Annotated in this window: 11 protein-coding genes; 7 read left to right on the plus strand and 4 right to left on the minus strand. The window is 70.4% G+C overall.

What is annotated here, in order from left to right; genetic code table 11:
* Positions 1-8 precede the first annotated feature (8 nt).
* Positions 9-1346 (minus strand): carboxyl transferase domain-containing protein, encoded by a 1338-nt coding sequence (locus AB0H93_RS07410; RefSeq protein WP_358568903.1) that lies wholly within the window; start codon positions 1344-1346, stop codon positions 9-11.
* Positions 1339-2787, minus strand: coding sequence for an acyl-CoA synthetase (locus AB0H93_RS07415; protein WP_358568906.1), 1449 nt, complete (start codon positions 2785-2787; stop codon positions 1339-1341). The genes AB0H93_RS07410 and AB0H93_RS07415 overlap by 8 nt, the downstream gene beginning before the upstream one ends.
* A 193-nt stretch (positions 2788-2980) precedes the next feature.
* Here AB0H93_RS07415 and AB0H93_RS07420 point away from each other — a divergent pair, with 193 nt between their 5' ends.
* The 4 genes from AB0H93_RS07420 (at position 2981) to AB0H93_RS07435 (ending at position 8334) form a co-directional block, all read left to right on the plus strand.
* On the plus strand, positions 2981-3706 hold the full coding sequence (locus tag AB0H93_RS07420) for a FadR/GntR family transcriptional regulator (RefSeq protein WP_358568909.1): 726 nt from the start codon (positions 2981-2983) through the stop codon (positions 3704-3706).
* 297 nt (positions 3707-4003) lie between these two features.
* The gene (locus AB0H93_RS07425) at positions 4004-4498 is read left to right on the plus strand and encodes a VTT domain-containing protein (protein WP_358568912.1); all 495 of its coding nucleotides are present in this window, start codon (positions 4004-4006) and stop codon (positions 4496-4498) included.
* A gap of 71 nt (positions 4499-4569) precedes the next feature.
* Positions 4570-6684: a catalase gene (locus AB0H93_RS07430; RefSeq protein WP_358568915.1), complete on the plus strand. Its 2115-nt coding sequence runs from the start codon at positions 4570-4572 to the stop codon at positions 6682-6684.
* A gap of 201 nt (positions 6685-6885) precedes the next feature.
* Positions 6886-8334 (plus strand): amino acid permease, encoded by a 1449-nt coding sequence (locus AB0H93_RS07435; protein WP_358568918.1) that lies wholly within the window; start codon positions 6886-6888, stop codon positions 8332-8334.
* Positions 8335-8394: 60 nt separating this feature from the next.
* Here the strand turns inward: AB0H93_RS07435 and AB0H93_RS07440 are convergent, their stop codons facing one another.
* The gene (locus tag AB0H93_RS07440; RefSeq protein WP_358568921.1) at positions 8395-8607 is read right to left on the minus strand and encodes a hypothetical protein; all 213 of its coding nucleotides are present in this window, start codon (positions 8605-8607) and stop codon (positions 8395-8397) included.
* Between the two features lie 145 nt (positions 8608-8752).
* Here AB0H93_RS07440 and AB0H93_RS07445 point away from each other — a divergent pair, with 145 nt between their 5' ends.
* Entirely contained in the window at positions 8753-9619 is an 867-nt protein-coding gene (locus tag AB0H93_RS07445) for a helix-turn-helix transcriptional regulator (protein WP_358568924.1), read from the plus strand.
* Between the two features lie 2 nt (positions 9620-9621).
* A complete protein-coding gene (locus AB0H93_RS07450; RefSeq protein ID WP_358568927.1) occupies positions 9622-9810 on the plus strand; it encodes a DUF397 domain-containing protein in 189 nt (62 codons plus the stop codon).
* Here the strand turns inward: AB0H93_RS07450 and AB0H93_RS07455 are convergent.
* Entirely contained in the window at positions 9799-11247 is a 1449-nt protein-coding gene (locus tag AB0H93_RS07455; RefSeq protein WP_358568930.1) for an MFS transporter, read from the minus strand. The genes AB0H93_RS07450 and AB0H93_RS07455 overlap by 12 nt on opposite strands.
* 223 nt (positions 11248-11470) lie before the next feature.
* Between AB0H93_RS07455 and AB0H93_RS07460 the strand changes: the two genes are divergently transcribed.
* Positions 11471-12331, plus strand: a complete 861-nt coding sequence (locus AB0H93_RS07460) for a TetR/AcrR family transcriptional regulator (RefSeq protein WP_358568933.1) — start codon at positions 11471-11473, stop codon at positions 12329-12331.
* The last annotated feature ends 3 nt before the right edge of the window (positions 12332-12334 follow it).

The following is a 12334-nucleotide window of genomic DNA, read 5'->3' on the forward strand; positions in this document are numbered from 1 at the left end:
GGTGGACATCAGCGCGCGATGCCCTGGACGAAGCCCAGGTCCAGCAGGTCCTGGGGGCGCAGCCGCAGGTGGTCGGCCAGGTCCGGCGCCTCCGCCGGGTCGCGCTTGAGGATGGCCGCGCTGGATTCGGGCGCGATGACCGCGAAGTAGGCGTCCGAGGTGATCCAGGTCCGCTCCGGCGCGGCCAGCGCCAGCGCACCGCCCGAACCGCCTTCTCCGATGACCAGCGTGGTCACCGGCACCCGGGCGTCGGCGACCGCGGCGAACACCTCCGCGATGGCCGGCCCGATGCCGCCGTGCTCGGCCGCCGCGTCGTTGGCCGCGCCCGGGGTGTCCACCAGCGTCAGCACCGGGACGCCGAGCTGGTCGGCGAGCCGGATCAGTCGGGCCGCAGTGCGGAACCCGGCCGGGGTGTTCGCGGTGCCCGTCTGGGCGGCGAACGCGACCGTGCGCCCGTCGTGGTCGCCGAAGCCGCAGATCATCCCGCCGTCTCGGCCGCCGGCGCGGTCGCCGCTGATCTCGAAACGCCGGGTGAAGTAGGCGTCCAGGTACGCCCCGGCGCGCGGCCGGTCCGCCGAGCGCGCCCGCTGCACGGCTTCCCAGCCCGAGGCGGGCGGCTCGCCGCCGGCCAGCGACGCCGGGACCGGGGCCGGTTCCGGCGGCCGCACCAGGCGCTGCGGATGCAGCAGCGACACCAGATCCGCCAGCGCGGCAGGCAGTTCCGCGTCGTCGACGACCTGGTCCACCTGGCCGTCGGCCAGCTTGCCCTCGGCGTGGAACGCCTCGCCGGTTTCGGACGCTTCGCGCACCCGGCTGCCGCCGAAGGCGACCGCCGCGCCGGGCGAGGCCAGCACGACGTCGGCCGCGGCCGCAAGCGCCACCCACATGCCGCCGGTGGTCGGGTCGCGCAGCACCGCGATGTGTGGGATCCGGTCCTGGCGGGTCAGCAGGCAGGCCCGCGCGATCTCCTGCAGCTGGCGCAGGGCGCAGATCCCCTCCTGCATCCGGCTGCCGCCGGAGGCCACCAGCGAGATGACCGGCAGCCGCAGCTCACGGGCCTGCTCGAAGGCCGCGACGATGCGCGCTCCGGCCGCCTCGCCGACCGAGCCGCCGAGGAAGGCGAAGTCGAAGGCGATGAGCACCGCCTGCCGCTGCCCTACCCAGCCGCGACCGCACAGGACCGACTCCTCCGAGCCGGTCCGCGCGGTCGCGCGGGCGCGCTGCTCGTCGTAGCCGGGCCAGCCCAGCGGGCCGTCCCCGGCCGGCGGCCCGGCCGGGGGCTCGAACTCCTCGAACCCCCGGCTGACCGACTCGACGACCGCGCGAGCAGCGGTGTGCTCAGCCATGCTGCAGCGCCTTCTTCTGCACCTTGCCCATCTCGTTGCGCGGCAACGCGTTCAGGAACCGCACCTCGCGCGGCCGCTTGTGCGGGGTGAGCAGGCGGGCCACGTGGTCGACCAACTCCTGCTCGGCGGGCTCCTGACCGGGCGCGCGCACGATCCAGGCGATGATCCGCTCGCCCAGGTCGGCGTCGGGCTCGCCGGTGACCGCGACCTCGGCGACCGCCGGGTGCTCCAGCAGGCAGTTCTCGATCTCGCCCGCGCCGATCTTGTAGCCGCCGCTCTTGATGATGTCGGTGGCCTTGCGGCCGACGATCCGGATGTAGCCGTCCGGCGCGCGGGTGGCCACGTCGCCGGTGCGGAACCAGCCGTCGGCGAACGCCGCCTCGGTGGCGTCCGGCCGGTTCAGGTAGCCGCTGAACAGGTTCGAGCCGCGCACCAGGATCTCGCCGACGGTCTCGTCGTCGCTGGCGGTGATCTCGCCGCCCTGCTCGTCGACGAGCTTCAGCTCGACCCCGGCGAACGGGCGCCCCACGTAGCCGGGCCGCCGGTCGCCGTCGGCTCGCACGCCGCAGTTCATGATCGTCTCGCTCATGCCGTAGCGCTCCACGACCCGCTGGCCGGTCAGCCGCTCGATGCGCTCGTGCTCCACCGCCGGCAGCGCCGCGGAACCGGAGACCAGCAGCCGGGCCTTGCCGACAGACTGCCCGATCTGCGGGTCGAGCTCGGCGTCCTCGGCCAGCCGGTGGTACATGGTCGGCACGCCGAACATCATCGTCGCGGGCCCGGCGAGCTCCTCCGCCACGGCGGCGGACGAGAACTTGCCCAGGTGGTGGACGGTGCCGCCCAGCCGGACCGGGCCGAGCGTGCCGAGGATCAGCCCGTGCACGTGGAACAGCGGCAGGGCGTGCACCAGCACGTCGCGCTCGGTCCACTCCCAGGCCTCCGCCAGCGCGTCGAGGTTGGCGCGGATCGCGCGGCGCGGCAGCACGACGCCCTTCGGCGGCCCGGTGGTGCCCGAGGTGTAGACGATCAGCGCGGGGTCGTCCTCGTCCGCTTCCGGCGGCAGTTCTCCGCCGCGCACGTCCAGGTCGACCTCGTGCACCGGCACGTCGCCGAGGCCTTCCGGCCGCTGGAAACCGGGCGGCGCGAACAGCAGTTCCGGGCGGCTGTCACCGAGGATGTGCGCGAGCTCGCGCTCGCCCACCTTCGGGTTGATCGGCACCACCGCGACGCCCGCGCTCAGCCCGCCGATGACCGCCGCGCAGGTCTCCGGCGACGCCGTCGCCCAGACCGCGATCCGCTTCGCCGTCCCGACGCGCTCCGCGATCCCGGCGGCCACCGCCGCCAGCTCCCGGTAGGTCAGCGCCTTCTCGCCGAAGCGCAACGCTTCCTTCTCGTCGGGCTTCCGCAACTTGGGGAACAGCACCTGCGCCGCGCCGGCCATGACCACCTCCACGATCCTGAATGTCCCGCCTGCGGACCCGCGATGCCCGGCGAGCCGGCATTGGTCCACTGGCTCGACCACTTTTGCGCCGTTTCGGACACCGCGTCAAGTGGATGTGGCAAAATTGGCTCATCCACTCGACCAAAAGGTCGGTGTTAGCCTGATCACCATCCGTCCGGCCTGGAGGAACCCGGTGTCCGAAGCCCTGCGACCGCTCGCCCGCCCGCGCCTGTACGAGCAGGTGGTGCAGCGGCTGCGGGAGCACGTGGCGGATTCCGGCCTGCGCGTCGGCGACCGGCTCCCGCCGGAGCGGGAGCTCGCGGAGCGCCTCGGCGTCAGCCGCGCGTCGGTCAAGCAGGCGATCGTGGTGCTGGAGGTGCAGGGCCTCGTCGAGGTGCGCCACGGCGGCGGCACCTACCTGCGCCGCGAGTCGCTGGACGCAGAGCCCGTCGCCGAGCTCGTGGCGCGCAAGCGCCGCCTGCCGGACGTCCTGGAAGCGCGCGAAGCCCTGGAGACCAAGCTCGCGGAGCTGGCCGCGCAGCGGCGCACGGACGCCGACCTCGCGGAGATCGAGGCGGCGCTGACGGACATGCGCCGCGAGATCGCCGAAGGCGGGCTCGGCAACGAGGGCGACCGCCGGTTCCACGCCGCGATCACCGCCGCCGCGCACAGCTCGCTGCTGGCCGACTTCATGCGCACCATCGCGACCGAGATCGCGGAGAGCCGCCAGGAGTCGCTGCGCCAGCCCAACCGGCCGGGCAAGTCGCTGGCCCAGCACGAACGCATCGCCGAAGCGATCCGGGAGGGCAACCCGCGCGCGGCGGTCACGGCGATGCGCCGCCACCTCCAGACGGTGAGCCGGGTCCGCCTCCTCTCCTGGGACCCCGACGCCGACCCCACCCGCTCCGACGAGGCGTGAACGGGGCACCCCGGCCGAACGCGGAGCCCGCGCCGATCGGGTGATCTGGCGTTTTCGCGCGAAAACGGCGCGGCCAGGCGTGGAAAACGCCGCTTTCGCGCGAAAACGCCGCCCCGCCACCCGGGCAACGGCACCGGAGATCGGCGAAGCGCGCCTCGTCCGGCCGAACCGCCCGGTTGGGGCGTGATCCGTTCGGGCCGGTAGGCTCGGGCAGGCCTGTTTCCGCAGCTACGGAGCATTCGACTTGATCCACCACCCGGTTTCGCAGCACGGGCCTGCCGTCGGCCGGGTGATCGGATGATCGGGTGGCTGCTGGCCACCGCGGGCACCGCCGCGCTCGGCAGCGTGTTCCCCCTGGTCAACATCGAGCTCTACCTGCTCGGCGTGGTCTCCACCGTGGACGGCGTCAGCTGGTGGGCGTTCGGGCTGGCCGCGGCCGTCGGCCAGGTCGCCGGGAAAACGCTGTTCTACCTGGCGGGCAAGGGCGGCTTCGCGCTCGGCGAGCGGTTGCGCAAGCGCGTCGAGGCCAAGCGGAAGGGCCGGTGGGCCGGCTGGTTCGAGAAGTTCCACCAGCGGACCGAGGAGCGCCCGTGGTGGGGCCTGGGCGTGCTGTGCCTCAGCGCCGTGCCCGGCATCCCGCCCTACAGCCTGATGTGCTTCCTCTCCGGCGCGGCCGGCATCCCGCTGCTGGGTTTCCTTCTCGCGAGCCTCGTCGGCCGGTCGGCGCACTTCCTGATCGTCGCCGGCGCGCCGGAGCTGCTGCACTGGCTGCCCGCCGCGCTGGGCTCGTAGCCGGCGAATACCGGTCCGGGCGGCCGGGAACCCCCCTGGGCGGTTAGCCGACATCGAGGGGAGCCAGCCGCATGGGCACGGATGGGCACGATGCCAAGCAGCGACAGCTCGACCAGGCCCGCCAGGACCTGACCGACACCGAACTGACCACCCAGCAGGGCGTGCGCATCGACCACACCGACGATGCGCTGAGCGCCGGTGAACGCGGCCCGACGCTGCTGGAGGACTTCCAGGCCCGCGAGAAGATCACCCACTTCGACCACGAGCGGATCCCGGAGCGCGTGGTGCACGCGCGCGGCGCGGGCGCCTACGGGCACTTCCAGCCCTACGACGACAACGGCCTCGCCGATCTCACCACCGCGCAGTTCCTGACCGATCCGGGCCGGCGCACCCCGGTCTTCGTGCGGTTCTCCACCGTCGCGGGCTCGCGCGGTTCCGCCGACACGGTGCGGGACGTGCGCGGATTCGCCACGAAGTTCTACACCGACGAGGGCAACTACGACCTCGTCGGCAACAACATGCCGGTGTTCTTCATCCAGGACGGCATCAAGTTCCCCGACTTCGTGCACGCGGTGAAACCCGAGCCGGACAACGAGATGCCGCAGGCGGCCTCGGCGCACGACACGTTCTGGGACTTCGTCGGCCTGCAGCCGGAAACCCTGCACATGGTCATGTGGCTGATGTCCGATCGCGCGCTGCCGCGCAGCTACCGGATGATGCAGGGCTTCGGGGTGCACACCTTCCGGCTGGTCGACGCGCAGGGCCGCGGGACGTTCGTGAAGTTCCACTGGAAGCCGCTGCTGGGCAGCCATTCGCTGGTGTGGGACGAGTGCCAGAAGATCGCCGGCAAGGACCCCGACTACAACCGCCGCGATCTGTGGGAGTCGATCGAGGCCGGGCAGTTCCCGGAGTACGAGCTGGGCGTGCAGCTGGTCGAGGAGTCCCGGGAGTTCGACTTCGACTTCGACCTGCTCGACGCCACCAAGATCATCCCGGAGGAGATCGTGCCGGTGCGGCCGGTGGGCCGGATGGTGCTGGACCGCAACCCGGACAACTTCTTCGCCGAGACCGAGCAGGTCGCCTTCCACACCGCCAACGTCGTGCCGGGCATCGATTTCACCAACGACCCGCTGCTGCAGGCCCGCAACTTCTCGTACCTGGACACCCAGCTGATCCGGCTGGGCGGCCCGAACTTCGCGCAGCTGCCGGTGAACCGCCCGGTGGCCGAGGTCGCCAACAACCAGCGGGACGGCTACGGCCAGCAACGCATCCACAGAGGACGGACCAGCTACTTCAAGAACAGCCTCGGCGGCGGCTGCCCGGCGCTGGCCGACGAGGGCGCCTTCACGCACTACCAGGAGAAGGTCGAGGGGCACAAGATCCGCAAGCGCAGCGAGAGCTTCAAGGACTTCTACGGCCAGGCCACGCTGTTCTGGAACAGCATGGCGCCCTGGGAGAAGGAGCACATCGTCGCGGCGTTCCGCTTCGAGCTCGGCAAGGTCGACCACCAGCACGTCCGCGAGACCGTGGTGCAGCAGATCGAGCAGATCGACCACGAGCTGGCCGTGGCGGTGGCCGAAGGCGTCGGGGTGGCGGCGGCCCCGAGCGGCGGCACGCCCAACCACGGCCGCAGCTCCCCCGCGCTGAGCCTGGTGAACCAGGGCGCCGACACCATCGCGACCCGCCGCGTCGCGGTGCTGGTCGCCGACGGCGTGGACGCCACCGAGGTCTCGCAGATCCGGCGCGAGCTGTCCGAGCGCGGCGCGATGGCGGAGGTCCTCGGCCTGCGCGACGGCGACGTCCGCAGCGTTGACGGCGACGAGGTCCCTGTAGACCGCGCCATGAACACGATGGGCTCGGTGCTCTACGACGGCGTGATCGTGCCGGGCGGCGCGGAAAGCGTCCGGACGCTTTCCGGCGACGGGTTCGCCGTGCACTTCGTGGCCGAGGCGTACAAGCACAACAAGCCGGTGGCGGCCAGCGACGAGGGCATGGAACTGCTGCAACGGGCCGGGGTCGCGGAGGCCCGCAAGCCCACCGGCACCGACGGCGTGGTGACCGAGCTCGGCGTGGTCACCGCCGCGCACACCGGGGGCGCGCTGCCGGAGGGGTTCATCGCGGAGTTCGCCGCGGCTCTCGGCAAGCACCGCGCGTGGGAGCGGGACACCTCGGCGGTGCCCGCCTGATCGGCACCGCGTCGGGTGCCGTTTTCGCGCGAAACGGCACCCGGCGTGCGTGGCCGCGACGATTTCGCGCGAAATCGTCGTCCGGTTCCTCCCGGTTCGTACTGGTTTCACATCGGTGTTGATAACTTTTCGTGCCCTCATCGACACTCATAGCGATTGTTCACTGGGCGTTGGCGCGGGAGTCATCTACGGTGCCTGCCTGTGAGCGTCTTTCGAACAATGCCCGTCGAGGACGTCCTGACCCGCGGCGAGCGCAGCGGCCTGATCCGCCGGCTCACCGGGCGCGACCTGGTCGGATTCGGCATCGGCATCATCATCGGCACCGGCGTCTTCACCTTGGCCGGGATCGAGGCCAAGGAGCACGCCGGCCCCTCGGTGGTGCTGTCGTTCGTGGTCGGCGGCATCGTCGCGGCGCTCGCCGCGCTCGCGTACGCCGAGCTCGCGTCGGCGGTGCCGACCGCCGGCAGCGCCTACACGTACGGGTACGCCACGCTGGGCGAGCTGTTCGCCTGGATCATCGGCTGGGACCTGCTGCTGGAGTTCGCGCTCGGCGCGGCGGTGGTCTCGCGCAGCTGGTCGGGGTACGTCTCGAACCTGCTCGGCCTGCCGCCGCAGTGGTTCGGCGAGGACGCCACGATCAACGTCGGCGCGATCCTGATCATCGCGATCCTCACCGTCATCGCGGTGGTCGGCATCCGCGAATCGTCGTGGGTGACCAACGCGCTGGTCGTGGTCAAGGTCGCGGTGTGCGTGCTGGTGATCGTCGCGGGGCTGTTCTTCTTCAACGGCGCCAACCTCACCCCGTTCATCCCGCCCGCCCAGCCTGCGCCGGAAACCGCGAGCGGGCTGGAACAGCCGCTGCTGCAGGCTGCGCTGGGCATGGAGCAGTCGATGTACGGCATCGGCGGCATGTTCACCGCGGCGGCGATCGTGTTCTTCGCCTACACCGGCTTCGAGGCGCTGGCCAACCTCGGCGAGGAGACCAAGCGCCCCAAGCGCGACCTGCCCGTCGGGCTGCTGGGCAGCCTGATCGTGTGCACCGTGCTGTACGTGGCGGTCGCGATCGTGCTCACCGCGATGGTCGACTACCGGCAGATCGACGAGGCCGCCCCGCTGGCGGCGGCGTTCCAGTCCGTCGGCCAGCCGTGGGTGGCGGCGCTGATCGCGCTGGGCGCGGTGACCGGGCTGACGTCGGTGATGATGGTCGAGCTGGTCACCATCGGCCGCATCGGCTTCGCGATGAGCCGCGACGGCCTGCTGCCGCCGAAGCTCTCGCAGGTGCACCCGAAGTGGGGCACGCCGCACCGGATGACCATCGGCGGCGCGGTGGTGATCATGCTGCTGGCGGGGTTCATCCCAATCTCGGAGCTGGCCGACATGGTCAGCATCGGCGCGCTGTCGGGCTTCGTCATCGTCTCGATCGCGGTGCCGGTGCTGCGCAGCCGCAAGCCGGACCTGCACCGCCCGTTCAAGATGCCGCTGTCGCCGGTGCTGCCGATCATCTCGGCCCTGGCCTGCCTGTACCTGATGTCCAACCTGGACGTCATCACCTGGATCCGCTTCGGGGCCTGGCTGGTCCTGGGCCTGGCGATCTACTTCGGCTACGGCCACCGCCACGCCCGCCTCGCCGACCCGTCCCGTTCGAAGTGAAGGGCGCCTTCGACCGGTACAGCCGATCAAGATGCCCTTCACCACTTCGAACGGCGTGCTTCAGGCCGCGGTGAGCTCTTCGATCGCCTTCGCGCCGAGCGAGATCAGCGCGGCGAGGTTTTCCCGGCCGATGCTGAGGACGTACTCGCCGTTCCGTCCACAGTAGAGGATCACGAGATCGTTGTGCCGATCGATCTCGTACCGCATCGGCACCTCGTCCTCCATCTCCACGAACGAGTCGATGGATATCCCGGAGTAGTGCAGCAGGGCCATGTTCCCGACCTTCCTCAGTGGACGACTAGGGTGACTGTTTGCAACCAGACCATCGCTAAGCGCGACCGTCGCGTTTAAGATTAGGGCGACAGTCGCGTTCAGGGCAGGTCCCTGATCGGGTGTTTCGAGATCGTGGAGGTCGTCGATGGCGCGAGCCCGCCAAACCTTGGAGCGACGGCAACTCGGCCTGGCTCTGCGTCGAATCCGCGAAGACTCCGGCAAGACCCAGCAGGCGGCGGCCGAAGCGATCGGCCGGGTTCGCTCGCGCATCGTCGAGCTGGAAGACGGGAAAGGCACGCTGAGCCGAGAAGATCTTGTCGGTCTTCTGGACTTCTACGGCATCTCCGGAGATGAAAGGGAAACGGTTCTCGCCCTCGGCGCGCAGGCACGGAAGCGCCAGCGCGGCCGCACCTACACGGACCTGCTCCCCGGAGCCTTCCAACGCTTCGCCGACCTCGAAGCCAGCGCCACCGAGATCAGCAGCTACGAGTGCGGAATGGTGCCTGGGCTGCTGCAAACACCTGCATACGTCCGAGCCCTGATCAACGAAGGCGACGGGATCTGGTGGGATTCATCGGAAGCCGAGCTGGAGCAGCGCGTGGCGTTCCGCCTCGATCGCCAGGAACGAACGCTGAAGGCCCCGCTGGGCAAGAAGATGACTTTCATCCTCACCGAAGAGTCACTTCGGGCACGGGTAGGAAACCTGAAGCTCATGCGCGAGCAGCTGGCACACCTACTCGCTCTCATAGACGAGCGCGGCGACCTGACCATCCAAGTCTTGTCTCCCGAGAGCTACCTGAATCCAGCGCGTGGAGGCGGTTTTACGCTGTTCGAGTTCGCAGGGCGAGGCTCTCCAGTGGCGTTCGCGAACGTCGTTTACGGGCCCTCGACCTACTTCCACGACGAGGCCGATACTGCGACGATGTTTCGTGTCTTCCAGCGGCTCCGCGAGCTCGCGCTGAGTCCGCAGGAGTCGCGACAACTGATCCGCAGAATCATGAAGGATGGCTGATCATGCCAGGGCTTGCGCGGGACACCGGCTGGTTCAAGAGTTCAAGGAGTGCCGCAGCAAGCGACAACTGCGTCGAAGCCCGCCTTCTCGACAACACCGTGCAGATCCGGGACTCCAAGGCTCCCCACGACGGCGTGCTGACTTTCAGCTCCGTCGCCTGGAGCTCGTTCCTGTCCTCGTTAAAGGCTTGACGTTTCCGCTGCGGAAGCGGTGCGCTTTGACAGGAAGACCTCGGCCAGGGCCACCAGCAGGGCTGCTCCGACGAAGCCGACCGAGACGATCAGGCCGTCCGAGATCGCCGCGTCGAAGCCGCTGGTCGTCAGCGTTCCGAAGAACAGGCCCGAGGCCGCCGCCGTGCCCACCGCCGAGCCGATGCGCTGGCCCGTCTGCTGGACGCCTGCCGCCGTTCCGCCGTGGGCCGCGTCGATTTCGCTGAGCGTCACCGTCTGGTTCGGCGAGATCACCAGGCCACTCCCGGTCCCGGCGACCAGCAGCGGCAGCGCCGTCACCAGCCCCGCCGCCTCACCCGGGTGCATGGCCAGCAGCAGATCCGTCGCCAGCAGGCCGAGCAGTGCCGCCGCCAGGCCGATGATCACCAGGCGGCGGCCCATCCGGTACACGATCCGGCCGCCGAGCGCCGATGCCACCGCCGACCCCACTGCGAACGGCGTCAGCGCGAGCCCGGCTTGCAGCGCCGAGTAGCCCAGCCCGCGCTGGAAGTACACCGCCAGCACGAAGAAGATGCTGGTGAAGCCCGCGAAGTACAGCAGTCCCAGCGTCGCGCCGAACGAGTAGCTGCGGATCTTCAGCAGCCGCAGGTTCACCAGCGGCGAGTGACCCCGCACCCGGTACCAGTGCTCCCACGCCACGAACAGAACCAGCAGCACGACGGCGACGATCAGCAGGAACCACGGCGCGCCGCCCCCCTGCTCGACCAGCGGCAGCAGCAGGCACAGCAGGCCACCGCCGAGCAGCAGCACTCCGACGAGGTCGAGGCTGCGGGACTGCTCGCGCGCACCGTCGCGAGGCAGCACCTTCAGCCCGTACAGCACCGCCGCGACACCGATCGGCAGGTTCACGAAGAACACCCAGCGCCAGCCGTGCTCCTGCCCGGCGAGCTGGATGATCAGGCCGCCCAGCAGCGGGCCGATCGCCGTCGAAATGCCCACCACCGCGCCGAACAGGCCGAACGCCTTGCCGCGCTCGCGGCCGTGGAACAGCTGCTGCATCAGGCCGAGCACCTGCGGGTTGAGCAGTCCGCCCGCGACGCCCTGCAGCAACCGGGCGATGACCAGCCACAGCGGCGTCATGGCGAACCCGGCCAGCGCGCTGGCCACCGTGAACGCCCCCAGCGCCACCAAGAACATCCGGCTGCGGCCCCGGTCGTCGCCGAGCCTCCCGGCGGGCACCAGGACCAGCCCGAAGGTCAGGGCGTAGCCGGAGACCACCCACGACAGCGCCGCCGCCGGCGCGTCCAGGCCCTGCTGGATCGACGGCAAGGCGACGTTGACGATGCTGACGTCGAGCAGGGTCATGAACCCGGCGACCAGGCAGATGGCCAGCACCCGCCAGCGCCGCGCGCTCTCCCGCCGCTCCGTCGTCTTCGCCGCCGGCTCGATGTGGTTCACGGGTCCAGCTCAGCACGTTCGTACTACCCTCGCACCATCCGGTCCGGGCCGACATTGCGACCGACTGACGTATCAATCACAGTCCGACTCCTCGCCGATCGTCGCCGGGATCCCGATTCAGGCGATTGGCTAGGCATGTTGGCCCGATCGGCGGCAACCCGACCGGATCGCAACACCACCGACTAATTGCGATTCTCGCAATGGACTGTTAGCGTTCCGTCCCGTGCAGGACACGACGGCGGCGTTGCGCCAGCGAGTGCGCGACGCGTTGCGCGAGTACCCGGGGAGCCAGCGTGCCTTCGCCGAGCAGATCGGGCTCGACCCGACCAAGCTGTCCAAGTCGCTGACCGGCACCCGCCGGTTCACGCCGATCGAGCTCACCCGCATCGCCGAGCTCACCGGCGTCACGGTGAACTGGCTGATCTACGGCGGCGAGGACGTCGAGACGGTGGCCGCCGCGCCGCAGCGCACCGCGCGGCCCGAGCGCGAACCCGGCGACCTCCGCGAGGCGGGCCGGTACCAGCAGATCCTCGACGCCGCCTGGACGCTGGTCGCCGAGCGCGGCTACCACTCGGTGCGGATCGCGGATGTCGCCAAGGCCTGCGGCACCAGCGCCGCGACGATCCACTACTACTTCCCCGGCCGCAACGACCTGCTCACCGAGACCCTGCGGTACTCGGTGCGGCTGGCCTTCGACCGGCAGGTCGCCGAGCTGCACAGCATCGAGGACGCGCACGAGCGCCTGCTGCGGCTGGTCGAGCTCCAGCTGCCCACCCCGGGCCTGCTGCGCGCGGAGTGGTCGATCTGGCTCCAGGTGTGGACCGAGAGCGCCCTGAACCCGGATCTCCAGGTGCTGCACAACGATTCCTACACCCGCTGGCACGACACGATCGCCCGCACCATCCGGCAGGGCCAGCAGCAGGGCGTGTTCACCGACACCGATGCCGAAGAGCTCACCGTGACGCTCACCGCGCTCATCGACGGCCTGGGCATCCAGGTCCTCGCCGGGCGGCCCGGCCGGTCGGTGGAGCGGATGCGCCGCGTGCTGCGCGAGTTCGTCGAACGCGAGATCGTCCGCCACTGACAC

This window comes from Saccharopolyspora sp. NPDC050642 (assembly GCF_040654735.1).
Taxonomy (GTDB): domain Bacteria; phylum Actinomycetota; class Actinomycetes; order Mycobacteriales; family Pseudonocardiaceae; genus Saccharopolyspora; species Saccharopolyspora elongata.

Excerpts from the sequence above, each read along its gene's own strand:
- AB0H93_RS07410 (WP_358568903.1), bottom strand. The coding sequence starts at position 1,346 with ATGGCTGAGCACACCGCTGCTCGCGCGGTCGTCGAGTCGGTCAGCCGG.
- AB0H93_RS07450 (WP_358568927.1), top strand. The coding sequence starts at position 9,622 with ATGCCAGGGCTTGCGCGGGACACCGGCTGGTTCAAGAGTTCAAGGAGT.
- AB0H93_RS07430 (WP_358568915.1), top strand. The coding sequence starts at position 4,570 with ATGGGCACGGATGGGCACGATGCCAAGCAGCGACAGCTCGACCAGGCC.
- AB0H93_RS07425 (WP_358568912.1), top strand. The coding sequence starts at position 4,004 with ATGATCGGGTGGCTGCTGGCCACCGCGGGCACCGCCGCGCTCGGCAGC.
- AB0H93_RS07440 (WP_358568921.1), bottom strand. The coding sequence starts at position 8,607 with ATGGCCCTGCTGCACTACTCCGGGATATCCATCGACTCGTTCGTGGAG.
- AB0H93_RS07445 (WP_358568924.1), top strand. The coding sequence starts at position 8,753 with ATGGCGCGAGCCCGCCAAACCTTGGAGCGACGGCAACTCGGCCTGGCT.
- AB0H93_RS07415 (WP_358568906.1), bottom strand. The coding sequence starts at position 2,787 with ATGGCCGGCGCGGCGCAGGTGCTGTTCCCCAAGTTGCGGAAGCCCGAC.